Annotated in this window: 27 protein-coding genes; 4 read left to right on the top strand and 23 right to left on the bottom strand. The window is 47.3% G+C overall.

Annotation, left to right across the window (positions count from 1 at the left end; translation table 11 throughout):
- Positions 1–136: 136 nt before the first annotated feature.
- The 3 genes from crcB to ACWHX8_RS15805 all read right to left on the bottom strand — a co-directional run bounded on the left by crcB (position 137) and on the right by ACWHX8_RS15805 (position 2061).
- Complete coding sequence (gene crcB / locus ACWHX8_RS15815) at positions 137–514, bottom strand: fluoride efflux transporter CrcB (RefSeq protein ID WP_447969101.1); 378 nt, start codon at positions 512–514, stop codon at positions 137–139.
- A gap of 91 nt (positions 515–605) precedes the next feature.
- Positions 606–1445 (bottom strand): ROK family protein, encoded by an 840-nt coding sequence (locus ACWHX8_RS15810; RefSeq protein WP_447969100.1) that lies wholly within the window; start codon positions 1443–1445, stop codon positions 606–608.
- Positions 1435–2061 (bottom strand): nucleoside deaminase, encoded by a 627-nt coding sequence (locus tag ACWHX8_RS15805; protein ID WP_447969099.1) that lies wholly within the window; start codon positions 2059–2061, stop codon positions 1435–1437. Before ACWHX8_RS15805 ends, ACWHX8_RS15810 begins: the two co-directional genes overlap by 11 nt.
- Before the next feature lie 789 nt (positions 2062–2850).
- On the opposite strand from ACWHX8_RS15805, the gene ACWHX8_RS15800 reads away from it, so the two are divergent.
- Entirely contained in the window at positions 2851–3657 is an 807-nt protein-coding gene (locus ACWHX8_RS15800) for an SDR family oxidoreductase (RefSeq protein ID WP_447969098.1), read from the top strand.
- A 29-nt stretch (positions 3658–3686) separates the two neighbouring features.
- Here ACWHX8_RS15800 and ACWHX8_RS15795 read toward each other — a convergent pair whose 3' ends face one another.
- Positions 3687–4109, bottom strand: coding sequence for a DUF6941 family protein (locus ACWHX8_RS15795; protein WP_447969097.1), 423 nt, complete (start codon positions 4107–4109; stop codon positions 3687–3689).
- Between the two features lie 218 nt (positions 4110–4327).
- Positions 4328–5032, bottom strand: coding sequence for a CPBP family glutamic-type intramembrane protease (locus ACWHX8_RS15790; protein WP_447969096.1), 705 nt, complete (start codon positions 5030–5032; stop codon positions 4328–4330).
- Positions 5033–5470: 438 nt separating this feature from the next.
- On the opposite strand from ACWHX8_RS15790, the gene ACWHX8_RS15785 reads away from it, so the two are divergent.
- Positions 5471–6292 carry a hypothetical protein gene (locus ACWHX8_RS15785; RefSeq protein WP_447969095.1) on the top strand — a complete coding sequence of 274 codons (822 nt, stop codon included), beginning with the start codon at positions 5471–5473 and terminating at the stop codon, positions 6290–6292.
- 176 nt (positions 6293–6468) lie between these two features.
- Here the strand turns inward: ACWHX8_RS15785 and ACWHX8_RS15780 are convergent, their stop codons facing one another.
- The 14 genes from ACWHX8_RS15780 to thiS form a co-directional block, all read right to left on the bottom strand.
- Positions 6469–7134, bottom strand: a complete 666-nt coding sequence (locus ACWHX8_RS15780) for a class I SAM-dependent methyltransferase (RefSeq protein ID WP_447969094.1) — start codon at positions 7132–7134, stop codon at positions 6469–6471.
- Positions 7135–7200: 66 nt separating this feature from the next.
- Positions 7201–7530 (bottom strand): hypothetical protein, encoded by a 330-nt coding sequence (locus tag ACWHX8_RS15775; RefSeq protein WP_447969093.1) that lies wholly within the window; start codon positions 7528–7530, stop codon positions 7201–7203.
- Between the two features lie 219 nt (positions 7531–7749).
- Positions 7750–8976 (bottom strand): aminotransferase class V-fold PLP-dependent enzyme, encoded by a 1227-nt coding sequence (locus ACWHX8_RS15770; protein ID WP_447969092.1) that lies wholly within the window; start codon positions 8974–8976, stop codon positions 7750–7752.
- Complete coding sequence (kynA, locus tag ACWHX8_RS15765; RefSeq protein ID WP_447969091.1) at positions 8948–9808, bottom strand: tryptophan 2,3-dioxygenase; 861 nt, start codon at positions 9806–9808, stop codon at positions 8948–8950. Before kynA ends, ACWHX8_RS15770 begins: the two co-directional genes overlap by 29 nt.
- A gap of 62 nt (positions 9809–9870) precedes the next feature.
- Positions 9871–10455, bottom strand: a complete 585-nt coding sequence (locus ACWHX8_RS15760; RefSeq protein ID WP_447969090.1) for an LOG family protein — start codon at positions 10453–10455, stop codon at positions 9871–9873.
- Positions 10456–10527: 72 nt separating this feature from the next.
- A complete protein-coding gene (locus ACWHX8_RS15755; RefSeq protein WP_447969089.1) occupies positions 10528–11451 on the bottom strand; it encodes a M23 family metallopeptidase in 924 nt (307 codons plus the stop codon).
- Positions 11448–12824, bottom strand: coding sequence for a Pup--protein ligase (gene pafA, locus ACWHX8_RS15750; protein ID WP_447971923.1), 1377 nt, complete (start codon positions 12822–12824; stop codon positions 11448–11450). The genes ACWHX8_RS15755 and pafA overlap by 4 nt, the downstream gene beginning before the upstream one ends.
- Positions 12825–13404: 580 nt before the next feature.
- Positions 13405–14088, bottom strand: coding sequence for a proteasome subunit alpha (gene prcA / locus ACWHX8_RS15745; RefSeq protein ID WP_447969088.1), 684 nt, complete (start codon positions 14086–14088; stop codon positions 13405–13407).
- A gap of 4 nt (positions 14089–14092) precedes the next feature.
- Complete coding sequence (prcB, locus tag ACWHX8_RS15740) at positions 14093–14938, bottom strand: proteasome subunit beta (protein ID WP_447969087.1); 846 nt, start codon at positions 14936–14938, stop codon at positions 14093–14095.
- 24 nt (positions 14939–14962) lie between these two features.
- The gene (dop, locus tag ACWHX8_RS15735; protein WP_447969086.1) at positions 14963–16438 is read right to left on the bottom strand and encodes a depupylase/deamidase Dop; all 1476 of its coding nucleotides are present in this window, start codon (positions 16436–16438) and stop codon (positions 14963–14965) included.
- Between the two features lie 48 nt (positions 16439–16486).
- Positions 16487–18166: a proteasome ATPase gene (gene arc / locus ACWHX8_RS15730; RefSeq protein WP_447969085.1), complete on the bottom strand. Its 1680-nt coding sequence runs from the start codon at positions 18164–18166 to the stop codon at positions 16487–16489.
- 223 nt (positions 18167–18389) lie between these two features.
- Positions 18390–19022 (bottom strand): thiamine phosphate synthase, encoded by a 633-nt coding sequence (gene thiE / locus ACWHX8_RS15725; RefSeq protein WP_447969084.1) that lies wholly within the window; start codon positions 19020–19022, stop codon positions 18390–18392.
- 140 nt (positions 19023–19162) lie between these two features.
- Positions 19163–19936 (bottom strand): thiazole synthase, encoded by a 774-nt coding sequence (locus tag ACWHX8_RS15720; RefSeq protein ID WP_447969083.1) that lies wholly within the window; start codon positions 19934–19936, stop codon positions 19163–19165.
- Between the two features lie 3 nt (positions 19937–19939).
- The gene (gene thiS, locus ACWHX8_RS15715) at positions 19940–20194 is read right to left on the bottom strand and encodes a sulfur carrier protein ThiS (protein WP_447969082.1); all 255 of its coding nucleotides are present in this window, start codon (positions 20192–20194) and stop codon (positions 19940–19942) included.
- A gap of 248 nt (positions 20195–20442) precedes the next feature.
- Between thiS and ACWHX8_RS15710 the strand changes: the two genes are divergently transcribed.
- A complete protein-coding gene (locus ACWHX8_RS15710; RefSeq protein WP_447969081.1) occupies positions 20443–20898 on the top strand; it encodes a histidinol-phosphatase in 456 nt (151 codons plus the stop codon).
- Between the two features lie 205 nt (positions 20899–21103).
- Entirely contained in the window at positions 21104–21340 is a 237-nt protein-coding gene (locus ACWHX8_RS15705) for an Lrp/AsnC family transcriptional regulator (protein ID WP_447969080.1), read from the top strand.
- A 15-nt stretch (positions 21341–21355) separates the two neighbouring features.
- On the opposite strand, the gene ACWHX8_RS15700 is transcribed toward ACWHX8_RS15705, so the two are convergent.
- Genes ACWHX8_RS15700 through ACWHX8_RS15685 form a run of 4 tightly spaced genes read right to left on the bottom strand, consistent with a single transcriptional unit; the run spans position 21356 to position 25454 of the window.
- The gene (locus tag ACWHX8_RS15700; RefSeq protein WP_447969079.1) at positions 21356–22669 is read right to left on the bottom strand and encodes a S41 family peptidase; all 1314 of its coding nucleotides are present in this window, start codon (positions 22667–22669) and stop codon (positions 21356–21358) included.
- Between the two features lie 27 nt (positions 22670–22696).
- Positions 22697–23893 carry a murein hydrolase activator EnvC family protein gene (locus ACWHX8_RS15695; RefSeq protein WP_447969078.1) on the bottom strand — a complete coding sequence of 399 codons (1197 nt, stop codon included), beginning with the start codon at positions 23891–23893 and terminating at the stop codon, positions 22697–22699.
- Complete coding sequence (locus tag ACWHX8_RS15690; RefSeq protein WP_447969077.1) at positions 23890–24789, bottom strand: cell division protein FtsX; 900 nt, start codon at positions 24787–24789, stop codon at positions 23890–23892. The genes ACWHX8_RS15695 and ACWHX8_RS15690 overlap by 4 nt, the downstream gene beginning before the upstream one ends.
- A complete protein-coding gene (locus ACWHX8_RS15685) occupies positions 24786–25454 on the bottom strand; it encodes a cell division ATP-binding protein FtsE (RefSeq protein WP_447969076.1) in 669 nt (222 codons plus the stop codon). The genes ACWHX8_RS15690 and ACWHX8_RS15685 overlap by 4 nt, the downstream gene beginning before the upstream one ends.
- Between the last annotated feature and the right edge of the window lie 102 nt (positions 25455–25556).

Below are 25556 nucleotides of genomic sequence, written 5' to 3'. Positions count from 1 at the left end.
CGAGACTCTATCAAATGGAATGGTTCCTATGTTTTGAGCAGCGGATTCCGTCTTTGAGAACGGAGGGTACCGATAGATGGGTAGGAGAAGACATGGGCTGGGATGTATCAGAAAAAAGAGCGAGCAAGATAAAACCTTAGCCGAAGCGGCCCATGGTATCGCCTAGCCAGACGGCCCCGAGACCGAGAAGCAGGTGTAAGATAACGATGAGCATAGCTTGTGGGTATTGCCCGTCTCGTAAGAACGCAAAGGCTTCGTAGCCGAACGTGGAATAGGTTGTGAACCCTCCGAGGAGACCAATAAATAGAAATGGGCGAATTTCTGAAATAACGAGTTGTTGCGTATCCGTCAAGGCATTGAGCAGACCAATCAAGAAACATCCCAGCACATTGACTGTTAACGTGCCAAATGGATACCCGAGAATGGGATTTAGTCGTTGAACGAAGTCAGAGAGGAGATAACGACTGATTGATCCAATCATACCCCCTAGCCCAACTAAAACAATCTGTGTCATGGAAGGAATATCAAACTCTGGTGATGATGCGTGCCTCGCTCACCTGCTGCGAAGAGTGCGAATGCTGAGAAGACCGTACTGCAAGGCTTTCTCAAGAATCAACTTTTTTGAGATTCTTTGTTTTTCGTGAGGAACGTTGTGTCTCCCTGATTTTCTTCGTCTCTTTCGCTTGAATCCAGCGATTCATGAGGTCGTCAGGTCCAAGGTTCCAAAACGCGATCCCGCCAAGCAGTCCTGCGGTATTGGGTACGAGTGTCACTTTTTCAGGTAAGACGAGTGTCACTTTTTTACTATTTCCTCCACCAATGTAGAGATGATCAAAGTTTAACACGCGATCTAATGTCTTGATCGCTTTGGCCAATCGTGTGTTCCACTTCCTTTTGCCTATTTTTTTGAGGATCTTTCCACCTAATTGTTCTTCGTAGGTTTCATGATGTTGAAACGGATGATGTCCTAACTCCAAATTGGGTACTAATTTACCATCTACAAAAAGTGCAGACCCAAACCCTGTCCCTAAGGTAATGACAAGTTCGATATTTTTGCCTTGTATAGCCCCAAATCCTTGCACATCGGCATCGTTGGCAGCTCGTACTGGCTTTTTTAATCGTGATGTGAGGGTTTCGCCCAGTTTAAACCCTTTCCATATGGCATTACCGAGGTTTGGCGCTGTATACACAATGCCATGACGAATCACACCGGGAAATCCGACTGATACGCGGTCGAATTCACCTTGTGCTTCAGCCAGCTTAACAATGGTTTTTGTCACAGCCGTTGGGGTTGCTGGCTTAGGGGTGGGAATGCGCCCTCGTTCGGTTACAGGGGTTCCTGTTTCGTCGAGAATAATGGCCTTGACTCCAGTGCCGCCGATATCAATGGCGAGCGTTTTGATGGGTTGACGATTGCTAGTGCGTGTTGGAGGTTTATTGGCCATGCTGATTCTCCTCGTGTGTGTACTCTCGACCGTTGTAAATACGACCACCGTCTTTCGCATAGTCTTGTAATACGCGAACTGCCTCGCTGCGATGTATGTCTTGAGTGACCGTGATTCCTCGTGCGTGTAACGCATTGACCCAGTCGAGTGGTTTTGTGCCTTCATCAAACCCGATGTCTCGTGCATCTTCATCCCGTGCACCACAAATAAGTGTGCGTATCCCAGACCACGGAATGGCTCCCAAGCACATGGCACAAGGTTCAGCGCTTGTGACGAGTTCATGAGTCGAAAGTCCTTCGGCTCCGAGGTCATGATGGCCAATAGCTTGTTGTGCAAGTGTCAGGGCAACAATTTCTGCGTGAGCAATCGAGGCTTGGGATGTTGTGACGAGATTCACCCCGGGAGCGACCAGCCGGTTTGTGGAGGAATCAAATACGCCTGCAGCGAAAGGACCTCCTGTGCGATACTTCACATTAAGACGGGCCAAATCTGTCATGAGAGTCATTCGCTGATCAATGGTGGGGAAATTGGAGGGAGTTTTCATCAGATATTCAGTTAGCCAATCGGGTAACTGAAGAATGAAGGGAGCGAAAGGTGATGGTGTGGTTTGATTCATGAAGAGCTGATTTTTCGTCCAGATACACCGCCATACCTTTATTGCTTCACGATTGAAGCGAGAATGATATTCTCCAGGTGGTGATCTCAAGAAGCATGGAGGTCGTACGACCATCGTGATGAGGAACGGTCATGGCCGTGAAAAAAAAGGGCTTCCATATCAAATGTGATGGAAGCCCTTTTTTCGCACAAACCGTGCTGTCTTTCGTGTGCCTTCGATATGTGTCGTCCCATCTGTGGTCGAACAAGGAATTTTCCGTTTATTTAACGACCGGTTGGTTCGCTGTCAAACAGGGCACCCTCTGATGAGCCACTCTGTTGTCCTGCATCCAATTCGCATCCTCTGTCTGAGAACCGTGTACCCAGGAACTGATACGTCGTGCTTGAGAGCACTGTCTCTTGATTAGGATGGGAACATCAACTCGGTAAAAACGAAAAAAGCCGTTGTGGTTGGAAGGTAGTCGTAACCACAGACGGGGCTAGATGGCCAGGTGGCGTAGCGTCATCCATGAGAGACCTCCTTTTCGTGTAGGGTCTTGCGTCTGAATCGCCTTGAATCGTTTCCGTGTACGACTCATCCACAAGTAGTGAAAACATTATTAATGCTACGCTTATCTTCCTGGTCTGTCAATACACAAGATCGCCTAAAATGGGATCGTGTTCATTCCCATCAGGGTGTACATGGGAAGAGTCTTGCTTTGTTTATTCAAACATGTAAAAACATTAATTCTGCCTATGTGTTGTAGTGTCCTGTTTGAGGAATGAAGACATTGAATTCACTGAGGTATCCATGTCCATTTTTGTGAAAAGCGTTATCATTATCACGGGAGCTTCCGAGGGAATTGGGCGAGCCTTAGCTCTTGGGTTAGCCCCACAACAGCCTAAGCTTGTTCTCGCGGCAAGAAATGAGGAACGCCTGAAAGAGGTGGCTTCCGAATGTGAGCGTGCCGGAGCTGTTACGTGTGTCGTACCTACTGATGTCACGGATGAACAGGCATGTTATCGGTTGGTGCAACGAACGGTAGAGACCTTTGGCGGCCTGGATGTACTGGTCAATAATGCCGGTATGGCGATGCGAGCGACGTTGGAGGAGGTCTCAAATCTCTCACTGTTTGAGCATCTCATGAAAGTCAATTATTTAAGTGGTGTGTATTGCACAAACTACGCGTTACCGTATCTCAAACAATCAAAAGGGCGAGTGGTGGCGGTGGCGAGCGTTGCCGGGTTGACTGGTGTTCCCACACGAACCGGATATTGTGCAAGCAAGTACGCCATGATGGGTTTCTTTGAATCCTTGAGGATGGAAGTAGATGAAGCGGGGGTGTCGGTCACGATTATCGCGCCGGATTTTGTGGTATCAAAAGTTCATGAGCGATCGTTTGATGCCAATGGACAACAGGTAGGAGAAAGCCCTGCGAATCAACATACCTATTTAACGGCGGAAGACTGTGCCTCCATGATTATTCGTGCCATGGAGAAACGTCAGCGCTTGTTGGTCACCTCGTGGCGAGGCTACTTGGGGCGACTCGTGAGGATCATCATGCCGAATTTGATTGATGGGATTGCGAAGAAGGCCGTGAAGGAAGAGGTTCACTGAAAGTTTAGCTGAGGTTTCATCGAAGTCCTCTAGGAGGCCGGCGTTTGAGGCGGGGTTTCCTGCTGAATGACAAAAAAATCTTTTTTGGTGATGAATTGGCCATTGGCATGGAGTTGGAACTCATAGCGGCCAGGCCCTGGGAATATAAGAGCCGAGATATTCAGTCCGAAGTCATGGGTTTCGAGACGATTCTTGATTTCGATTGGCGAAAGGGCTCCCTTTCCCACCGTTTGATTTTTATCGAGATAGATAAGCGCAATCTCAAATTGATACTCTCCCTCGGCGTCGTTAAGACAGAAATACACGCCCATTTGCGGGTGTTGGCAAGGAAAGGTTTTGGCCCACAGATGGGTAAAGGCACCAATGATACTTTTCTTCCCGGTCAAACTGTCGATGATGATGGTGTCACAGACTAAAAAAGCCTGTACGCTGGGTTTTACGATGTCGGTCATAGATTGTAAATCCTTGTACTCTTGAAACACACTTTAACGGAAGCAGATTACCATACAATGTTCTGTTTCTCTGCGCTATAGCCGTTTCAAATAATTTTCGTAGGTTGAAACGTTGTACTGCGCTAAGTTTGTGGTATTTTCCGCTTTGGAACTTACTTGGATTCGCTATAGTCCCTTCGAGTTTTTCTGTGATTCAGTAGGATTCGAAGTGCCTCATGCTATGTGAGTGCGGTTTTGATCCAGATGTATAGCACCATCACTTCTATTGCGTGAGCGGCGATGACGGCGTACAAGTTGTTGAATCGTACCCACATCCATCCCCAGATCATCCCATCCCAGACGGCTATCCAATGAAGGTGTTGAAATGTGGCCACCATAAAGGGGTCAAATGCAAAGATCAGTGCGGAAAGAAGAATCGCAATCGTATGGGTGAAGAGACGAGTGTGGGATAGATGACACGTGATGAGTGTTATGAGTCGACCTAGCAAGAAGCCTCTGAAATTGAATTCGACAGCAATGGCAATGGCCGTGATGGTCCATGGAATCATCACGACTGTTGGAACTTGAGCATGTGGTGTTTGTCCAAGAAAGGTGATGTCCATTCCTAAAGCTGGAACGATGTTAAGGATAATGAACGAATTGCCAATGCCTAAGAGAAGGCCTACTAGGCAGCCCCATCGCAATCCAAGCCATAGCTGGGAAGTGTGTATTCCTAAACGGAGGCTCAGCTTATCGTTTGCGCAGGCCCACAAGCCTAATCCGGTGTATGCCAATATTTGCGGTAGAAACTGGGCAATCGTGTATGCTTGAGTGGGGTGAGGAAAAAGATAAAAGAGGATGGTGGCGGCAAGAGGTAATAGGGCAAGGCTTGGCCATTTTTCCGTTTCAGTTTGCATGCGCGTGTGAGGTGAGTAGGGAGACACGCTGATTCGTCCTGAACCGTGTGCACTCTGTCCTCATTGGTAACGGAGTGCTTTACCTGGGTCAAATTTTGATGTCTTGATTCCTGGCTAAAGGCTCAACAGTGAAGGTATTGCTGCAACTTTTTGAACAGAGTAAGAACCCGGTGGCAGTCTGACGAGTAGACATATTGCTGATGGATAATGGGTTGAACGCTATCAAGTTAATTGGGCGTTATGCAAATCACATGAGTGCTAGAGGGATTGAAATGCATAGTATTATGCTGAGCAAATACGTAAAATACCTCTTGTGTTTTCACGTATTAACACGAGGCTCTCGGTTGGCGATTGGTCATTGGTAGCTCTTGAGATCAAGTGCTGTAAATTCGTAGAATCATGGTACATTCTGTATCGCCTCCTGCGATTCATTTCATCATTTATTTGTGTAAGATAAGGAGTCGTATGAACGAGTTGGTCATAATTCTGTCAACGTATCGGTGTGGTCATCCTCAACTGAAAAGCCGTGGAGTGAAGATTCTATGCGTCTTATGGAGTGCAGTTGTATTCTTCTGCCTTCCGGGTACTTCTTTTGCTGTCGCCGATCAAGGGGAAGGGGCTCAAGAGCTACCTAAGCCTAAAATTAAAACCACACAGCCGCTTTATAAGGATTGGAATTTTGATAAAGAGCAGGCCGGCTCTCCGCCGACTGGGTTTATGAGCGATGTGAAGAATCATGAAGCCACAGGCACATGGTTGGTCACCACCGAGCCTTCAGCGCCTTCTCAACCGCAGGTTGTGGTTCAAGATGCGGATTGTTCCGATGTTTCGTGTTATGACGTGATTCTGGGTGAGGAAACGGACGTGACCTATGTTGATGTCTCCGTACGTATAAAGCTTACAAAGGACATGGGACCAGGGAAGGCTGGTATTGTGTTGGGAGCCAAGGATCATAAGAATTTCTATGCCGCGGTTGTGACGCCTGCAACAAAGACGGTGGAAGCCTTTCTCGTTCGTGATGGAAAAGCCACGTCGTTTGGTCAGTCAGCATTAAATCTGGTTAAAGGCGATTGGCATGCTCTTCGTGTTCAGCGAAGTCCGATGATGAGTCATGATCTATTCAATGTATTCTTTGACGACCGTATGTTGTTATCACTTTCCGATTCCACGTTCAAAGAAGGTAAGGTCGGCCTGGTCACATGGGGGAAAGGACCATTTACCTTCGATAATCTTCGCGCACAGGAGTACTTGACGAATCTTCCGCTTTCTCGACCACCGGCATACTAACTGTGGGAAACGTGAACAGAGTCAATACGATCGACCTTGTTTGTGGGAAGAACTGTCAAGACGATGCTCTCAAATGCCAGGAGAGAGAAAAGAATGGGGAGAGAGAACTGGTCGATCTATACTATGTGAGTAGTGCTCTGTTCGTGCAATGCAGCGAGTGGCGTCAGGCCTGCGGGCTAAGTTTTTTTGACTAATGTATAGACATAGCCAATCTTTTTTTGTCCTCCCGTGGCCTTACGGAGGGTGTAGTCAAGAGGTATCTCTTCCACAGAAAATCTAAAGTATTCTTGGAAGTAAAACTCAATTGTTCCCAATCCGAGGCGGTTGGGATCGCAAAATATTCCCTGTCCGCCTGACTTCAGCGCAGACCGTAGGACAGTAGAAATTTCTGGTAAGTTCTTTTCGTCATAAAATACTTCACTGCCCAAGACGATATCGAAAAGGTTTCCAAGATTGATTGGGGCAAACCAATCCAATGTGTATGTGTCAAAGTCTGTGATGTTGTTCAATTGACACGATTCCTTGATTCCTTCGAGCGTCACGGGAACCATGTCGGAAAATGTTGTTGATGCACCAAGCTGAGCCGCAACGATCCCAGCTACGCCCACTCCGCACCCAATTTCTAGAACCGTTTGTCCTTGTAATTTGTGTGGAAAGAAATTTTTGATCAGAAATTCTGATAAGGCCACTTCGGACGGCCAAATTCGATCCCAATATCCCCATCCAAGAGATTCATCATCTCGTTTATCTAACGGTGTTTCATCTGCAATGTCTCGTTTGGTTTTGATGACGACCGGAATGTCTCCAAGTTGAGACAGGGCAATGGTTTTTGTATGACTCAAGGGAAATTCCTCATAACAACGAACGTGTTAGAATTGTGACGTACAGAACAATGAGTTTGAATCCATTTATGTGTTGTCACATTCCGCAAGTTGGGTCTCGACAAATGCTAAGATTTTTTCGGCGTCCTCAAGTAGGCCATCGGTGATATTCATACCAAGTGCCACTTCCTCATCGTCTAAGGTGTCGGCTAATCCGTGATTTTGCAGTAAGCTGACATCCCAAAAGACGAGCCCAATGTTTTCTTGTTTCCCATCAATCGTTGCAATCGCATTGATATTATCGCCGTGCTCCGTAGGAGTACTGACAAACGAGGGTGTCACGCCATTTTCTTTCGTACGTTGAAGAAATTCCATAAACGTCTTAATTCGTTTTAAACTTGTAATATCCATTTGCATGTCAAGTGTTTCCTGGTTTGTTAAATGTAAATCATGATGATGAATGTGACTGGAGAACTTCGTCTTTTTTTCAATTGAGGTTCGAAGGAATATGTGATCCTTCCATAGTACTCGATATTATTCAAGAATAACTCAACGTGTCGGGAGAAATACATCTCTCTTGCAGAGCGTACTCTATGAGTTTATAGGGTATTGAGGAAGACATTTTCTAATTTTCGTTTACTGGCTCTGTTCTATGGCTTGGGCTAATTGTCTTGTGCATTTGATGAGTTCATTATCAGTCGTAAGTATGTCGGGGCAGATTCGAAGGAGGTCTTCCCGGGAATCGATGATGATTTTGTTTGTTTTCAACTTAAACGCAATAGTATCCGCCGATTGATGGCGAATGCTCAAAAACGCTCCTTGTGTTTCCGGTTCTCCCGGTACGTGTATGCCGTGTTCGTGGAACAGGTTACGCAATCGTGCGTGTTGTTTCAGTGAATAGGTGCGCAGACGTTCAGCGCCTAGGCCTAGCGTGAGTTCAAGTCCGGCTCTGGCTTGGTAGTACGGAAGAACGGGTGGTGTAGATTCGAGAAATGCATTGCCACCTTGTGCCAGCTCTACTTCCTCTGGCCGTCTGAATGCAAACGGATTTGGTTGTGCAAACCAGCCGGTATCGAGTGTGGTCAGTGAGCCGGTGAGGTGTCGTGGATGGATATATAACCAACAGGCTCCAGGCCCACCGCGTAAATATTTGTAACACCCGCCAATCGCAAAGTCAGCGTTTAACATTTCAATATCGACAGGGAGAACTCCTGCTGCGTGGTACAGATCGATGAGCACCATGGCTCCTCGTGTCTGTGCTTCGCGAATCAATTGCCGTAAATTGCTGAAATATTGTCCAGTCGTAAAAATAACCATCGAAACCACGAGCAATGAATTGGAATGCTTGACTGCAGCAAGCAACTCTTCTTCGTGATAGATTCCATGTTCATCTGCGCCGACGCACTGTAAGGCAATCCGATCGCGTTTGGCATAGATTTTGAGGATATGATCAATGGAACTGAATTCGCCTGTGGTGGTGATAATGTTGAACTTGTCATCGTAACTGTTCAGGATTGCCCGTAATCCTTGCCCCGCACTGGTTTTTGGCACAATACAGTCTGCTGATGGAGCGTTGATGAGGTGTGCAATGCTGTGACGAAAGGCTTGGATTTCGGCAAACCAGTTCTCCCAGGCCTCATCCATGTCTTCATACCAATAGGATAGGGCTCGCTGAATGTCTGAGAGGGTTTGATCTAACGGACGGCCTAAGGAGTGATTGGCGAGATACGTCTCCTGTCGACGTAATACGTGCGAAAACAAGGGGTGGATATGTGTACGAAGAGCATGCTCCTCTAGTGGGCCAGACCCAAGGGCCGCCAGAGCATGGTGAATGCTATTCGTTTCCAATTTCCGTTCGGACATCGATGAGCTCTGGGAAAAAAGTGATGTCGAGGGCTTGCTTGAGAAATTTCACACCTGATGATCCACCGGTTCCCCGCTTAAACCCAATAATACGCTCCACTGTTTTGAGATGACGAAACCGCCAAAGCTGAAAATTTTCCTCAACATCTACGAGTTTTTCACACATCTCATACGCATCCCATTGCGATTCAGGGTGCTCATAGATGTGTTTGAATACATGCGTGAGTTCGGTATTACGCGAATGTGGTTGAGACCAGTCTCGCTTCAGGCATGCTTGAGGTATGGGATGTCCCTGCCTGGCTAAAGAACAGAGAAATTCATCGTACAGACTAGGCGCATGGAGTGTGTGCATCATCTCCTGGTACAGGCGATCATCATGCCGAAAGACTTCTACGACGTCCGCATTCTTATTGCCAAGAATAAACTCAATAGACCGATATTGAATGGATTGAAATCCTGACGCATTGGCTAGCACGTTACGAAACTGCCCGTATTCGTTTGGTGTAAGCGTTTCAAGTACGGACCATTGTTCAAAGAGTTGTCGTTGAATTTGCTTGACTCGGGCTAAAATCTTAAAGCACGGATTGAACAAATCCTGTTGAATATGTGCTATCGCTGCCCGCAGTTCATGGAGAATCAGTTTCATCCAGAGTTCAGATGTTTGATGCTGAATGATGAAAAGCATCTCATCGTGATGCGGCGGCTGGCTTAACGGTTTCTGAGTCGCGAGTAACTGATCGAGATGAAGGTACCCGGCATAGGTCATCCGATCATGGAAATCGAGTTGAATGCCGGTTTCCAGCTCTCGTGTATGTGGCGCATGTTCGTCCATAGTCGTGAGGGTGTGGACTGATTGTAGGACGATGGCTCTATTTTGTGAAGGGGGAACTGTGTTTATGGGACAATAGCCTGCTTTTTAAGGGAAGGGAAGGGACTTCCTGCTTTTTCATTCATCTGGTCTAACAATTGCCTTGGGTCTTCAGCTTTTATGATAAGCGAGCGATTGACCGATGTCACAAATCCCTCTTGGACTTGATGGTCCATGAAGGCGAGTAGCGGATCATAAAATCCTTCCACGTTCAAGATCCCGCAGGGCTTATGATGAATTCCTAGTTGAGCCCAGGTCACCATCTCGCAAATTTCCTCTAATGTTCCGTAGCCTCCAGGGAGCGCGATGAATCCATTAGAGAGTTGTTCCATGAGTGCCTTTCGCTCGTGCATGGTTTGGACGATGCGTAAGTCGGTGACTTCCTGGAAGGCGAGCTCTTTTTCTGCAAGAGCGGCTGGAATAATGCCAATAACTTCTCCGCCTTCTTTGAGTACCGTCTCTGCGATGACGCCCATCAATCCAATGTTACCGCCACCGTAGACTAACCCGATCCCGTGTTGCACGAGAAGCTGACCGAGTTGACGGGTGGTCTGCTCATAGGCTGTTTGACTTCCTGTTGTCGAACCGCAGAAGACACAAAGACGTTTCATTCGTTTCGCTTTCAAACATGATCACGATTTTTCTCTGAATCCTTCCCCCCAAGTTCAGAGAAGAACGTGAGGTTAAGAATTCATTGGAAGATTGATGAGTGAGTAGGGGTTGATGCGGGATCCGTTGAGTCGGACACCCCAATGCAGGTGCGGACCGGTGGCCCGTCCAGTGGAGCCAACTTGCCCGATGGTTTGTCCTTTTTTCACGACCTCTCCCTCTTTGACTGAGATATTCGAAAGGTGAAAATACATGGAGTATAAGCCGACTCCATGATCAAGAATGACTCCTTTACCTGTGAAGAAATGATCGTGCGTGAGGCTCACCGTTCCGGTATTCATTGCGGCGACGTTGGTACCTTTGGGGGCGGCAATGTCTTCACCGCTATGCGGACTTTTGGGTTGTCCATTAATGACGCGTTGACTGCCAAATCGACCTGAGATACGCCCCTTGACTGGGGCAATGAACGGGCCTTCCCAATAGGGATGAGGGCTGATGGTGGCAAAGGCGTTCATCATTTCCTTTCGCTCGGCTTTTACGCGAATGAGTGTCTTGTGGTCCAGATCTACCTTTTGTTTCGGAAGCTTCAAGTGTTGGACTGAGTAATTTTCTTTCATGACCAAGACTGTATAGCTTCGATGTTCTGTCTCAGTCGTCGTGGTGATTGTGATGTCTAGCTCATGTAAGCTGGGCTTATCCTGCATATCAATTCCGAGGAGCCCGGTATAGGTCGTTGGTGATTGTCGAATAAAGGGAATGTTTCGATTCAGAAAGGTTCCTGTGACCGTTGTTGGCTGGATATGTCGCACGGGAACGTTGACCCAGAGTACTTCTCCTTGCTTGGCGCTCAATTGCCCATCAGTGCCAGGTCGTTGTTCTTGCGCACTTGGAACCAATTTAAGGGGAAAAATGCTGGCAATGAGCAAGGTGATGACGAGAAGAAATTTCCCTGGCAGTCGGGATTTTGAGAATGCTTCATCAATGCGATAGATACTCATGTCTGTAGTCTCGTATGTGGGACTTGTGTGAGAAGTTCTTCCACACGTCGATTCGACGCGCAAAAAGGGTCCATACAGAGAATGGTCTCTTCCCAATATCCGTTAAGCTTCAGGTAGGTCCAATCTACCGTGTATGAACGATTTTTGGCTCTGGCAAAACGAATGAAATCCCCTCGCACTTTGGCTCTGGTGGTTTGAGGTGGGATACTTTTTGCTCGTTCAATGGCTTCTTCCGACACCACTTTCCGGATATGATCTCGACCAACTAACAGGTAATACAGACCTCGTTGTTGATTGACGTCATGATATTGGAGATCCATCATGGCGAGGCGAGGGTCGTCCCAGCCACACCCTTTTTTTTCAATATACGATTCCATTATCCATTTTTTTGTCACCCAATCCAGTTCTCGAACGAGAAGCATGGGAGAGTCTTCTAGGCGATCAAGGACCCGTTCCCATTCTCTGAGTACATCGTGCATGATCTTATCGTGAGGCTGGGTTTCGAGATATTCGCTAGCTCGTTCCCAATACATTCGCTGAATTTCCAGGGCCGTGAGTTCTCGTCCATCCTCGAGTTTGATTCGTCTCTTCAGTGTGGTGTCTTTTGAAATGTCACGGATGGCTTTCACCGGTTCGTCAAGCTCAATGTTTGGAACGGTGAATTTATCTTCAATCATAGAGAGCACCAGGTCTGTGGTTCCAACTTTAAGGTATGTGGCGAATTCAGACATGTTCGAGTCGCCAAGAATGATATGAAGACGTCGATACTTTTCTGCATCGGCATGCGGTTCATCCCGAGTATTGATGATGCTCCGTGACGATGTCGTTGATGAGGACGTTTTTTCGTGAATATGTTGAGCGCGTTGAGAGATAAAGTATTGAGGCTTCCCTGACACTTTGAGGATTTTTCCAGCCCCTGAAAAAATTTGTCGTGTCACAAAGAATGGAATCAATTGTTCCGCGACCTTCCAAAAGTCGACATCTCGACGCATAAGGAAATTTTCATGGCACCCATAGGTGTTGCCAAGTGAGTCGGTGTTATTTTTGAAAATGAAGATGTTGCCAGAAAGACCTTCTTCCCGTAGTCGATCTTCTGCTATGGGCAGACATGATTCCAGTACACGCTCTCCAGCTTTATCGTGCATGACGAGATCAAACAGGTCGTCGCACTCTGGCGTGGAGTACTCGGGGTGACAGCCGGTGTCTTGGTAAAAACGTGCTCCATTGATCAAGAAGGCATTCGACGGCCAACTATTAGGAATTAACCCTTCGAATATGTACCCGAGAATTTTTTCAATAGGCAAGTAGACGCGACCGTTTGGTGAAAACGTCAGACCATATTCGCACTCAAGTCCAAAGATGCGTTTCATGATGAAACCCTGAAGACAATGGAAGCCGCGGTTATAGCCGTTTCAGTTATGCCGAATCGGTAGAATATCCATTTGCTAATTAGATATCCACTACGTGATAAACAAGGGCAATTGCTGCAGAGCATCCATGCGGGTGTAACCTTCCGATGTTTGAGGAGTAGTCATACGCTGTGGCAGTCTCAACAATTCAACTGGAAATTAATTGGATTCGCTATAACTCAGCATACACCTCGACTCCCCATTCTTCAATATTATAGCAAATTTGAATAATTTCCAGTCGGATTTATGAGGACACAGGGGTTATAGCGAGTCCACAGACGTTCCATACATGAAAATACAACTATTGCGAATCCAAATATGTTCCATAAAGGAAAGTACAACTAACTTCACGCGGTACAACGTTTGGCTCAGCGGAAGTTATTGAAACGGTTATACGTGCCTGTGAGGCTAACAGTCTGGCACCATGGCGTGCATAGGTGTTATCACGTTGCTATAAGGTCGATGGTGGGTGTCATTGGTTACGAGGACATGTAGGAGTCTGTCTCTTGAATGGCGTCAGCATTGGTCTCTGATATATAAAACGTTAGGAAAGCAGGGCCTGTGCTTCTGACGAAGGAATGCGTCGAAATTTTCGGCCAGATCTATCTCGGTCAAGGACTGCGACTTCTAGTCCTTCGATCGTGATGTATTGTTCCGTGACCTGTTCAAAGGCTCTTTGGCAGAGGGCCAAGGCCTGTTGTAACGTGGGGATACTTTCAGGGCTTTCGCGGTGGAGGTATGTGAGGAGGGCTTCGGCGCGTCCTCCAATCGCGGTCATCCGTTGTTCGTCAACGATGCTCCCATCGAAGGCAATGCGATAGAGTTCATTGTGTCCTGATTTTTCGCCGACTTGCGCCAAGAGTAGTTCTACTTCGAAGGGTTTAAGTTCTTGGCTGAAAATAGTGCCGAGGGTCTGTGAATAGCTGTTGGCTAATGATCGAGCCGTAACATCTTCTCGACTGTACATCAACCCTTTGAGGTCGGCGTGTTGGATGCCTGCCTTTCGAAGGTTTTCAAATTCGCTATATTTTCCAGCCCCAGAAAACGCGATGGTGTCGTAGACTTCAGAAATTTTAAATAAGGATACGCTAGGGTTATCGGCGATTAATAGCAAGCCGCGTTCATATTCAATGGCAATAATAGAGCGTCCTTTGGCAATACCCTTTTTGGCGTACTCCGCCTTGTCCTGCATCATTTGTTCTGGTGAAACGTAATAGGGGAGTGCCACGAAATTAATGCTCCTTCGATCGGGCGTGAATGAGTTCTTCCCAGACTGTTGAGAGGATGTTGTCTTCAACGTCTTGGACGCCTTGGTTATTGACAAGTTTCATGGTGGGATAGATATGTCGAATTGGGTCTGGCCCACCGGTGCCAACATCTTCTTCGGCAGCATTGGCTAACGCGAGGAGGGCAACTCGAATGGCGGTTTGTCCATCGAGGTGTTTTTTAAACCGCTCTTTGAGCATGAGCCGTGCGTCTTTTCCGCCTGATCCCACTGAATGAAATTCAGTTTCTTCGTATCGCCCCCCGGTAATGTCATACTTGAAAATTCGACCTAGACTTCGCTTGGTATCGTACCCAACAAACAAGGGGATAACGACGAGCCCTTGCATGACCAATGGGAGGTTCGCCTTCACCATGTGTCCCAGTCTATTGGCTTTCCCTTCGCAGGATAGCTGAACGCCATCGAGTTTTTCGTAATGTTCAAGTTCAATGCTGAACAGCTTGGCCATTTCAACGCAAGGTCCTGCAGCTCCGGCAATGGCCATGGCTGAATAGTCGTCTGTTTTAAACACTTTTTCCATTCGATTCTCAGCAATCTGAAACCCTTCAGTTGCTCTTCTGTCGCCGGCAATGATGACGCCCTGCTCATATTTGAATGCGAGAACCGTTGTGCCATGTGTGAAGAGAGACGGTCTGGGTGCGCCACTCAGCTCGTAGTGACTCTGTTGTTGAAGAATCGGTTGTCCCCAGCGTGACACCGGTGTGAGTTCTGGTTGATGGGTCGAAAGAAATTGAAAAAAACTTGAATAGTGGTCGTGTGAAAATTGAGGGAGATTGGGGTCAGTTGGTTTCATGAAGATCCTTTAGGCGTCAGGTCCCTATTCTGAAAGTTTTGCAAGGAGTTGATCGACTGTCGAGACGCCTTCCAGCAGGTCATTGGTCAAGGCGCGTGTACCGCGGTGAGGATCCATGAGAGGAATTCGCTTTATCGTGTCATTGCCTTGGTCCAGGAGTACCGATGTCCAGCTGACGCCATAGACTTTTTCAGAGAATTGCTTGAGACAGGTGCCGCGAAAGTAGGCTCGTGTATTGACCGGCGGTTCGATCAAGGCATGTTCAATATCGGCATCTTGGAGTAGGCGGTCAATACGGTTCCCTCGCTCAAGTGTATAATACAAGCCTTTGTCCGGGCGCATATCATGATACTGCAGGTCGAGTAAGGCAATGCGAGGATCTTTCCACCCACATGACTTACGATCCATAAAAGATTGAATCATCTGTTGTTTGGCAACCCAGTCAAGTTCGCGTCCAAGTTGGGTGGGATCGTGCTCAAGTTTATCGAGGATACGTTCCCAAGACACAAGGACATCTTTTGTTGCTGGTGAAAGGTCTCGAGTATTATAAAATTCATAGGCCGTCTCGAGATACATGCGTTGAATATCAACAGAAGACGTTGATCGGCCATTGGCTAATCGCAGGCTTGCGTTGATGGCTAAATCACGTGAGACAGTTTTGATATCTCGAACTGGGTCTTGCAGTACGATTTTAGGAATCTCCCACCCGGCATCCAACATTTCCATAATAATTGCGGTTGTGCCGATTTTGAGATAGGTAGGGATCTCCGCCATGTTGGCATCACCAACGATCACATGTAAGCGCCGATATTTGTCTTGCTCCGTATGCGGCTCATCTCGTGTGTTGATGATGGGCCGTTTCACCATGGTATTTAAGTCCATCACACATTCAAAAAAGTCGGATCGTTGAGATATTTGGTACTCGACGGCATCGGTCGAATTTTCAGCCCCGACTTTTCCGGCGCCAGTATAGATTTGCCGGGTGACAAAAAATGGAATGAGTGTTTGGGCAATTGTCGCGAACGGGACCGAACGCGAAAGCAGATAGTTTTCATGATAGCCGTAACTATTCCCTTTGCCATCGGAATTATTTTTGTAGACAAAAAATGTATCGGTCCCTTGGGTCGAATTGAGGGCCTGTAAGCACGTGTTGATGATTCGCTCGCCGGCTCGTTCGTACGTCAGGAGTTCAAGCGGTTGACTGCATTCTGGCGTGGAATATTCTGGATGGGCTCCGTCAACGTAGAGGCGTCCGCCATTCAGGAGAAGTTTATTGAGTTGACGGTTGTGCCGGATATTAGGACGTTCAGGTTCACCTTCCACAACAAAGCCACGTGCATCAAAAAATGGATTTTCATTCTCATAGTCCCAGATGCCCTGAGGGGAGGGAAGCATTGGGTAGTGACTGATGAGTCGCATGGAGTCCGTGACAGGGTCTGACTGTCCAGAGCCTTTCGCCAGCAGGCCAAACTCAGTTTCCGTGCCTAGAATTCGGTGCAATGGCCCTCCCTGTCAGCTGTATATTGATGGGTAGACGCGAGATGTTCACTAGAAATAGTGTCCGACGCTGACTGTTTCTATTTCTCGTGATTCGGATGGTTCTTCCGTTAATGTTCGCACGTGAATGATCTTTTCCCCTTTTTTGCCGGCGATTCTCGCCCAATCATCGGGGTTGGTCGTATTGGGAAGATCTTCTTGTTCTTTAAATTCTTCTCGAATGGCTTTGAGAAGATCATCAGCCATTATGCCTTTTTCTCCCGTGGCGATCGCACGTTTGATCGCCATTTTTTTTGCTCGAGACACAACGCCTTCAATCAGAGCTCCACTGGAAAAGTCTTTAAAGTAAAATGTTTCCTTTTCTCCATTGGCATATGTCACTTCTAGGAAGCGATTTTCTTCAGACTTGGCATAGAGGGCATCAGTGGCAAGATCGATGAAATGCGCGACCAGGGATTTCACATCATTTTGCTGTTGATCAAGTTCGGTTTTCGAGAACGGAAGATCGGAGGTCAGATACTTACCAAGAATTTCCTTGGCCCCTTGTTTATCGGGTCGAGGGATTTTTACTTTGACATCCAACCTTCCCGGTCGCAAGACGGCTGGATCAATGAGATCTTGTCGGTTACTTGCACCGATCACGATGACATCTCTGAGACTTTCGACGCCATCAATTTCCGCAAGAAATTGAGGGACGATCGTTGATTCCACGTCTGAGGAAATTCCGGTGCCTCGTGTTCGGAATAACGCATCCATTTCATCGAAAAACACAATGACCGGATAGCCGTTAGAGGCCTTTTCTTTGGCTTTGGCAAAGACTTCACGAATCTGGCGTTCCGATTCACCAACGTACTTGTTTAAGAGCTCAGGACCTTTGACATGCAGGAAATAACTTCGGATATCTTTGCCTGTGAGATGTTGGAGTTTCTGAGCAATTGAGTTGGCCACGGCCTTGGCGATTAACGTTTTCCCGCACCCAGGCGGTCCGTACAGCAAGATGCCTTTGGGTGGAGAAAGCCGGTGCTCTGCGTAGAGATCAGGGTACAGAAACGGTAGCTCGACGGCGTCCTTGACTTGTATAAGTTCTTTTTCAAGACCTCCAATTTGCTCATAGTTCGCATCTGGTACTTCCTCTAGCACCAATTCTTCCATTTCAGACTTAGGCAGTTTTTCGGTGATGTAGCCGGAGCGTGGATCAAAGAGCAGGAGATCGCCAACGCTGAGCGGCTCTTGCTGCAACGGTTGAGCCACTTCTACGACACGTTCTTCGTCATGTCGTAATTTGACTAAAGCCCGATGATCATCAAGTCGAATTTTTAGTTGAACGACTTCGCCTTGTGGATCAAACTCCCGTGTTTCGATGATGTTGAGGGCTTCGTTGAGGATCACCTCTTGTCCTTTTCGCAAGTCTTGCCCAGCCAGTGAGGGATGCATACTGACTCGCATTTTCCTCCCTGACACCGATACGTTGGCTGTTTCGTCCTGGTTCAGGCTACAGAAAATCGCATAGCTAGAAGGGGGCGCGGTGAGTTTTTCTACTTCTTCCCGCAAGGCCTCGATTTGCACTTTCGCTTCTTGAAGGCTGGAGACAAGACGTTCGTTTTGTTGCTGAGATTGGCGAAGTTGTTGACGGGAGTCGTAGAGTTGATGCATTTCAGTCTCCATCGACTCCAGCTCGCTTCGGAGTTTTTCTAACTCATCGTTCGGATCATTTTGCTTTCTCATCCCCATCGTCATTCCACCTATTCGTTTAGTATGAACGTGCCTGGCAAGACTTAGGAGAGAACATCTTCAAAATTTGGCAATACGTATATTTAAAATTGTGCAATCATTTTCTTTCATTCTCATCGCATATACATTGTCTGAAGTAAAAATATCTTATCACTCGTTTTTCAAAAGGGTCAACCAACTTGGTGTTTGAGTCATGTGGTTTTGCTTGCATGAAACGCTTGACTTATGAATGTTCGAGTGCTTGTAGAAAGTGTTGAGTGGCAGACGCGACGTTGGTCGATTCCAGAATTGCTGAAATCACGGCAACGCCGTAAGCGCCTGCTTGCTTGACTTCCTTGACACGCTCCAGAGTGATTCCGCCTATGGCGAAAATGGGAAGGGTCGATTGTTGGCAGGCCAGTTCCAATACCCCTAATCCGAGGGGGGACCCGTAGGTCCTTTTGGACGGTGTGTCATAGATTGGCCCGAGCACAAGAAAGTCGGCCCCTTCAGCTTCCGCAAGCAACACATCGTCAAGCGCATGAGTCGATTTGCCAATCAACGCCTCCGGGCCGAGAAGCTGACGTACTTGTGGAATTGGCAAACTATTTGCTCGCAGGTGAACGCCATCTGCCCCGATATATTTTGCGATATCTGCTCGATCGTTTATGAGGAGGAGGGCCTCATGGTGACGAACCTGATAGAGCATGTCTTGTGCGAGCGAGAGCAGAGGCTGAGTGTCGAGATCTTTTTCTCGAAGCTGAACAAACTGTGCCCCTGCATGGAGCGTTTCTTGAATGACTGATCGGAGAGGGCGCTCACGGGTTTGATGACGACTCGTCACCACATACAGGGGAGGAAGAATTTTTTCGGTCATTACAGATGTTAGGAGAAATTAAAAGTGCAAATTTCAAATTGAAAAATGAAGGGAAAAGATTATAGATCAACGACTTCCCCATTCTTGTTCTTGTCTCTTGCGTAATTTTACAGTTTGCATTTTTAACTTTGCATTAATTCCTAGAGCATGCCTTCAATGGTGGTGCTTGCGGTGGCATAGAGCTTACGTGGAATTCGTCCGGCTTTGTAGGCCAATCGCCCTGCTTCAATACCTAATTTCATGGCTTTAGCCATCATGATGGGATTGTTTGCTCCGGCAATTGCGGTGTTCATAAGTACTGCGTCTGCCCCGTATTCCATGGCCAAGGCCGCATCGGAGGCCGTTCCTACGCCTGCATCGACGATAATAGGGACGTTGATGGTCTCAAGAATAATTTTTAAATTATAGGGATTCCGAATGCCTAATCCCGAACCGATTGGTGCGGCCAAGGGCATGACTGCTGGGCAGCCAACATCAACAAGCTTTTGAGCGACAATCGGGTCATCATTGGTGTAGGGCAAGACGATGAAGCCTTCCTTTACCAAAATTTTTGCGGCTTCGATGAGTCCTGCCGTGTCAGGGAAGAGCGTTCGTTCATCGCCGATAACTTCCAGCTTTACTAAATCTGAGACACCGGCTGCACGTGCAAGACGTGCGTAACGCAGTGCATCTTCAACGGTATAACAGCCTGCGGTGTTTGGAAGGATGGTGTAGTGCTTCGGGTCTATGTAGTCCAGCAGGTTTTCTGTTTTTCGATCCGTGATATTGACTCGCCGCACGGCAACGGTAACCACATCAGCTCCAGCGGCGTCAATGGCTTTCTTGGTTTCACTGAAGTCTTTATATTTTCCGGTGCCAACCCAAAGGCGGGATCGAAATTCTCTTCCTGCAATCACTAATCGATCATCAGTCATAGTCTAATATTTAATCCTGTGTTTTGTAATCGGAGGTTGAAGTGGAGTGTGTGCTTCTGCTCCACCGCCAATGAAACTCAGAATCTCTACGGTATCTCCATGATGCAGGATCGATTTGGCAAAGTCATCACGATCCAAAATTTTTAAATTGAGTTCAACGGCAACCTGTTCGGCGCGAATGTCTAATTGCTGAAGAAGCTCTGTAACGGTGAGACCGTCTTGGAGGGCCTGGGATTCTCCGTTGACTTGAATATCCATGAAAAGACCAGAGACTCATGATCATGTATGAGGTAATTCTAGATGCTTCGAACGTGATTTTTATCCTACGGTAGCATTGAAATACTTGTCAATAAAAGGGTCTGAGTTGTTTTATTCTGGGTGAGCAATCGTGTTGAGGGCAGATGTGGAAATGATTGAACGAGAAAATTTCTGGTGGATCAGAGGAGAGGTTTTCCTTAGAATAGGGTTCTTGGATTTATTCTATCAAAAAGTCTTGAGCCCTGAGCATGGACAATCACAATGAAGCATTAGCCGGCCTGTTTCATTCGATGGCGGGTTTACTTTCTGGGCGAGACTCAAACCCCTACCGTGTACGGGCCTATCGCAAGGCTGCTGAGTCGTTGCTCCAATTAGAAGAAGATGTTAGTGAGATTGCCAAGCGCGGGGATTTACAATCTATCCCAGGAGTGGGAAAAGATCTCTCGGTGAAGATTCAGGAGTATTTGTCATCTGGATGCATCCAAGCGTATGAAGAACTGAAGACTCCCTTACCTGATGAGGTGAAGGTATGGACGGCTCTTCCAGGATTCTCCGAGCATCTCGTGCACGATTTATATTTTCGATTGGGGATTCGGACATTGGAAGATTTAGAGCGGTTAGTCCGTTCTCATATGTTGCGAACGGTTCCAGGAATGGCAGAACGAACTGATGAAATTTTGGCGGCCATTCACGAACGTCTCTAGACCTCAGATCGGGAAATATTGTTTGACGGTATTGAAGGGCTTTGGTAGCGTTCGAAGGTGTCCCATTCTCATATTTTGTACCTGCATCTCTATTGAAATAGACGCGACTTTTACGCATTACACGAGTAGCCTCTTGCAGGCTGGACTTTTACCGTCGTAATTATTTTGCGGACATAAATCTCTAACGAAGAAAGAAGCACTTGATATGTCGATCTCTGCATTTATTCTCATTGATGTGACAGGAAACCACACGAAAAGTGCCTATAAAACGATCATGAGAATTCAGGGCGTACAATTCTTAGCAGCCGTGACCGGCCCGCATGACCTCATCGCGAAAATTGAAGCCGAGACTATTGAAGAATTACACGAAATTGTTCTCTCTCGCATTCGTAGCATTGACGGTGTGCTGAAAACGAGTACGGCTCTGGTCCTCAACTTCTGAGCAGCGTTCCATGTTTTAGGCTGCTGGGCGCAACTGTTTGAAGACTTTCCAGGTTTTCAGAAGTTCCAAGGCTTTCTGAAGTTGGATGTCTTCCGGTGGGACATCGTCGTCGGTCTCTTTCTTTTCTTTGGTATTGTCTTTGGCATCTTTTTCTGCTGGCTTTTGAGGGACCGGGACCGTTGCCTGTGCTTTCTCTTCTGTCGTGGCGGTGTCCTGGAGGGCTGCCGTGGCTTTCGGGTCCACAACAATGTCAGGCTTGACGCCAATATTATGAATTGATTCGCCTTCAGGCGTGTAGTATTTCGCGGTTGTTAAGCGGAGTCCCGACCCATCAGAGAGTGGGAGGATTGTTTGCACTGAGCCTTTCCCAAAGCTGGTTGTTCCAAGGATAACGGCTTTCCCCCAGTCTTGCATCGCGGCAGCAACAATTTCTGATGCACTTGCTGAACCATGATTGATGAGGACAATCATGGGATATTCGAGAGTGTCGCCATTGGCCCGTGCACGATATTCATCTTCTCGTCCATTGCGACCTTTGATCGACACAATTAATTTCCCAGATTTCAAGAATTGTTCGGACACTCCGACCGCTGCCGTCAGGAGTCCGCCTGGATTGTTCCGTAAGTCCAAGATTAAACTTTGAATATTTTTTTCTTTCAGGGTTGTTAAGGTATCGGCTAAATCGTCTGGTGTTTGTTCTTGAAACTGTGTAATGCGAACATATCCTGTATTTCCACCAATGACCTTGCCCCGCACGCTCTGAATTTTGATGGTATCTCGTGTGATCTCATAGACTAAGGGTTCTTTCGTCCCTTCCCGCAGTACGGTCAATGTAACAGGAGTGCCTTTGGGACCGCGCATTTTTTGCACAGCTTCCATGAGCGTGAGATCCTTCGTCGGTGTATCGCCAACTTTGGCAATCACATCACCGGCTTGAATCCCTGCGGCAAATGCCGGGGTATCTTCAATGGGAGCGATGACGGTCAATCGGTTTTCCTTAATGCCGATTTGAATGCCCAGTCCCCCAAACTCACCCTTGGTTTCGACTTGCATTTCTTTGTACATATCTAAGGTCATATAGGAGGAATGCGGATCTAAGCCTGCCAGCATCCCGCGGACGGCACCATGAACCAGGTCCTGCATTTTCGTCTCTTCGACATAGTGTTTTTTGACTTGCGATAACACTTCCGCAAAGATTTGCAGTTCTTCATAGTTCTCGCTGGCATGTCCTGTTCGATCCCACCCTTTCCCGATGAGGATGCCAACAAGAAGAATGGTGACGACGGTGAGCCCGGATACCCAAACAGTTGACTGGCGTTCTTGTTTCATACAAAAGTTCCTTTTGCTACTCCACGGTTATGGACGTTTGACAAGCCATCGAAGAGGATCAACGGGTGTGGTACCTTTTCGTAGTTCAAAGTAGAGCGTATTCCTATCTGTAAGTCCAGTTTCCCCGGTCTTTCCAATGACGTCTCCTTTTGCCACAGCCTGTCCCTCTTTGACGAGTAGGGTTGAGGCATGTGCATACAGAGAAAAGAACCCATTGGTGTGATCCACTATCACAACAAGCCCGTACCCTTTTAGCCAATCGGCATACACCACATTGCCTCGAGAAACCGTACGAATCGGGCTGGCTTGTGGGGTATTAATTTCTATGCCTTTTTTTGTGACATAGGTATCAAAGGTCGGGTGTTTTTGACGGCCAAAAAACGAGACGACGTTTCCCTGGGTTGGCCAGAGCAACGAGCCTTGAGTGTGCGCCTTTCCTTTTTTTGACTTCGGTTGGGCTTGAGAAAGTTTAAAGCGTTGGTCCAACTCTTTGAGTAAGGCATCAACTTGTTTGGCTGATCGTTTCAAGCCTTCGACGGTACGCTCATAGAGTTCCTGTTCTTTCGACAAGCTCGTCAGGACGACATGTTTGTCTTTTTTGACACCCTTCATTTCATTGATGGCGTGTTGCGTGTTGCGTTGATAGGTTAAGAGTTCTTCGCGCGCCTGTGATTGTCGTGCTTTGAGTTCTTCTAATTCCGTCAATTGTTGACGATAGGTATTCAAGAGTTGATATTCCTGCTTAGAGATTGTCGATAAATAGGCTAACCGCCGTTCAAAGTTCGTTAAGGTATTCGCTTCGAAAAGCGTTTTCAAATATCCTCCTCGCCCTTCCATGTAGAGTACCCGTAGTCGATTGGAAATTGAGCTTCGATGTTTGGAGGTTTCCTTCTGAACGCCTGCTAATTGTTCGTGCAGTTTCCCTAATTCACGATCTTTCCCCTTGAGTTCTTTGCTGATGCGGCGGTACTCCTTCTGTTTCTGCAGCAGGGACTTATCGAGTTTTTCAATTTTCTTGAGAACGGACTCCGATTGTTGGCCTGCCTGTTTCGCTTTTTGTTTCGTTTTGTTGATTTCGTCATTTAGTTTTTTGAGGCGAAGACGCTCTTGTTCCAATTCTTGCGTAATGGCTGCTTGTGTTTGAGGTTTCGCCCACGTCCATGATGACAGGGACATACTCGTCCCAAGCAAGAAAACGATAAAGAGGTGTGAGGTATACTTCATGTTCTGACCTTCATCCAACCGTAAATCGAGAGGGCGCTTCCTGCGCAGCCTAGTACCAGTCCTGCCAACACTAGCATACCCGACATGTGAATGGGGAAAAAGTCAATGGCTGTTTGCAGGCCTCCAACCCAGCCCAAGTCATGAATTTTATCTTGTACGATTTCAAAGCCTCCGCGTAAGAGCAGCAGCGATAGCCCTCCTCCCAATGCCCCCAGTACGGCCCCTTCAATGAGATAGGGGATGGCAATAAAAGCTCCTGTGGCTCCGATCAAACGAAGAATTTCAATTTCTTCACGTCGTGCATAAAATGCTAATCGAACGGTATTCGAAATAATAGTCATGGATGCCAGGGCGAGAATGAGTCCGATACTCAATGCGCCGACTTCAAGGTAACTTGTAAACAGTGTTAAGCGTTCGACCCAGTCGCGACTGTAGCGAACATGTTCTACGCCAGAAAGTGTTTTGACCCGAGAGGCCAGCGCCGCGACGAGGTCAGACACTCGATCATGCGGAGCGACCGTGGCGACAAAAGAGGCGGGCAATGGGTTGTCGCCAATGCCGTTGAGGAGATAGGACTCTTCAGGAAATTGTTCGTGAAATTCCTTGAGAGCTTGTTCTTTTGAGACGAAGGTCAAAGATTCGATGCTGGTTTCTTGTGCCAGTGCTGTTTTGAGGTTTCCCTGTGTTTCGCTGGAGATCTCGTCTTCAAGGTAAATGATGACTTGCACATGATCTTGGAGTGAGCCAGCAATTGTTCGAACATTGTGATACAGCAATAAAAACATGCCAAAACTGGCAATGGTAAATGCCGTGGTGATAATGCCAATCAGCGTATTGGTTCTGTTGGCGCGGAGGCCTCGCATGGCCTCACGCAGAAGATAGATGAGGCGTTTCACGAAAGCGTTCCTTGGTCAGTGAGGAGGCGGCCGCAGTCGAGTTTGATCATTCGCCCGTTGATTTGTTCGACCACTTGCCGGTTATGCGTGGCCAGCATCACCGTTGTGCCGCGTGCATGAATCGCTTTGAATAACTCTGAAATTTCATATGTTAATTGCGGATCAAGGTTTCCTGTTGGCTCGTCCGCTAATAAGATAATGGGACTATTCACAATAGCTCGCGCAATACACACACGCTGCTGTTCGCCGGCAGACAGGACGGAGGTTTGAACCGCGCGTTTATGGTCCATGCCAACCGATTGAAGCGATTCGGCCACTTTTCTTCTTGCATCAAAGGACGACAAGCCTCGAATAATCAGTGGCAGTTCCACATTTTCATAGACGGTTTTATGTGGCAAGAGCTTAAAGTCTTGCAACACGAATCCCATGGTTCGGCGAAGGTAAGGTATGTCGGTTGGTCGGAGGCGGGCAATATTACGATTCTGGACCAGTATTTGGCCATCGTCAGGAAACTCCGCCCCAAATATCAGTTTCAGTAACGTGGTTTTGCCGGCACCGCTTGGCCCGGTAATGAGGATACATTCCCCCTTATCGACCCGTAGAGTAAGGTCTGAGAGAGCTAAGCATCCTTCATAATATTTTGTGACGTGGAAAAGTTGAATCATCCGGCGTGTGTCATGTGAGATGGTCGAGGGGAAACGGACGTCATTTTGTTGCTCGTATTCATCAATACAAATCTCCAATTAAGGCAATACCGCGTAGGTTCT

This window comes from Nitrospira sp. M1 (assembly GCF_965152605.1).
The sequence above is the reverse complement of the archived record's forward strand: the minus strand, read 5'-3'. Positions and strand labels throughout refer to the sequence as shown.

What these genes read in the sequence shown, in the direction of transcription:
- crcB (WP_447969101.1), bottom strand. Translation starts at nt 514, where the DNA reads ATGACACAGATTGTTTTAGTTGGGCTAGGGGGTATGATTGGATCAATC.
- ACWHX8_RS15810 (WP_447969100.1), bottom strand. Translation starts at nt 1,445, where the DNA reads ATGGCCAATAAACCTCCAACACGCACTAGCAATCGTCAACCCATCAAA.
- ACWHX8_RS15805 (WP_447969099.1), bottom strand. Translation starts at nt 2,061, where the DNA reads ATGAATCAAACCACACCATCACCTTTCGCTCCCTTCATTCTTCAGTTA.
- ACWHX8_RS15800 (WP_447969098.1), top strand. Translation starts at nt 2,851, where the DNA reads ATGTCCATTTTTGTGAAAAGCGTTATCATTATCACGGGAGCTTCCGAG.
- ACWHX8_RS15795 (WP_447969097.1), bottom strand. Translation starts at nt 4,109, where the DNA reads ATGACCGACATCGTAAAACCCAGCGTACAGGCTTTTTTAGTCTGTGAC.
- ACWHX8_RS15785 (WP_447969095.1), top strand. Translation starts at nt 5,471, where the DNA reads ATGAACGAGTTGGTCATAATTCTGTCAACGTATCGGTGTGGTCATCCT.
- ACWHX8_RS15775 (WP_447969093.1), bottom strand. Translation starts at nt 7,530, where the DNA reads ATGCAAATGGATATTACAAGTTTAAAACGAATTAAGACGTTTATGGAA.
- ACWHX8_RS15770 (WP_447969092.1), bottom strand. Translation starts at nt 8,976, where the DNA reads ATGTCCGAACGGAAATTGGAAACGAATAGCATTCACCATGCTCTGGCG.
- kynA (WP_447969091.1), bottom strand. Translation starts at nt 9,808, where the DNA reads ATGGACGAACATGCGCCACATACACGAGAGCTGGAAACCGGCATTCAA.
- ACWHX8_RS15760 (WP_447969090.1), bottom strand. Translation starts at nt 10,455, where the DNA reads ATGAAACGTCTTTGTGTCTTCTGCGGTTCGACAACAGGAAGTCAAACA.
- ACWHX8_RS15755 (WP_447969089.1), bottom strand. Translation starts at nt 11,451, where the DNA reads ATGAGTATCTATCGCATTGATGAAGCATTCTCAAAATCCCGACTGCCA.
- prcB (WP_447969087.1), bottom strand. Translation starts at nt 14,938, where the DNA reads ATGAAACCAACTGACCCCAATCTCCCTCAATTTTCACACGACCACTAT.
- arc (WP_447969085.1), bottom strand. Translation starts at nt 18,166, where the DNA reads ATGGGGATGAGAAAGCAAAATGATCCGAACGATGAGTTAGAAAAACTC.
- thiE (WP_447969084.1), bottom strand. Translation starts at nt 19,022, where the DNA reads ATGACCGAAAAAATTCTTCCTCCCCTGTATGTGGTGACGAGTCGTCAT.
- ACWHX8_RS15720 (WP_447969083.1), bottom strand. Translation starts at nt 19,936, where the DNA reads ATGACTGATGATCGATTAGTGATTGCAGGAAGAGAATTTCGATCCCGC.
- thiS (WP_447969082.1), bottom strand. Translation starts at nt 20,194, where the DNA reads ATGGATATTCAAGTCAACGGAGAATCCCAGGCCCTCCAAGACGGTCTC.
- ACWHX8_RS15710 (WP_447969081.1), top strand. Translation starts at nt 20,443, where the DNA reads ATGGACAATCACAATGAAGCATTAGCCGGCCTGTTTCATTCGATGGCG.
- ACWHX8_RS15705 (WP_447969080.1), top strand. Translation starts at nt 21,104, where the DNA reads ATGTCGATCTCTGCATTTATTCTCATTGATGTGACAGGAAACCACACG.
- ACWHX8_RS15700 (WP_447969079.1), bottom strand. Translation starts at nt 22,669, where the DNA reads ATGAAACAAGAACGCCAGTCAACTGTTTGGGTATCCGGGCTCACCGTC.
- ACWHX8_RS15695 (WP_447969078.1), bottom strand. Translation starts at nt 23,893, where the DNA reads ATGAAGTATACCTCACACCTCTTTATCGTTTTCTTGCTTGGGACGAGT.
- ACWHX8_RS15685 (WP_447969076.1), bottom strand. Translation starts at nt 25,454, where the DNA reads ATGATTCAACTTTTCCACGTCACAAAATATTATGAAGGATGCTTAGCT.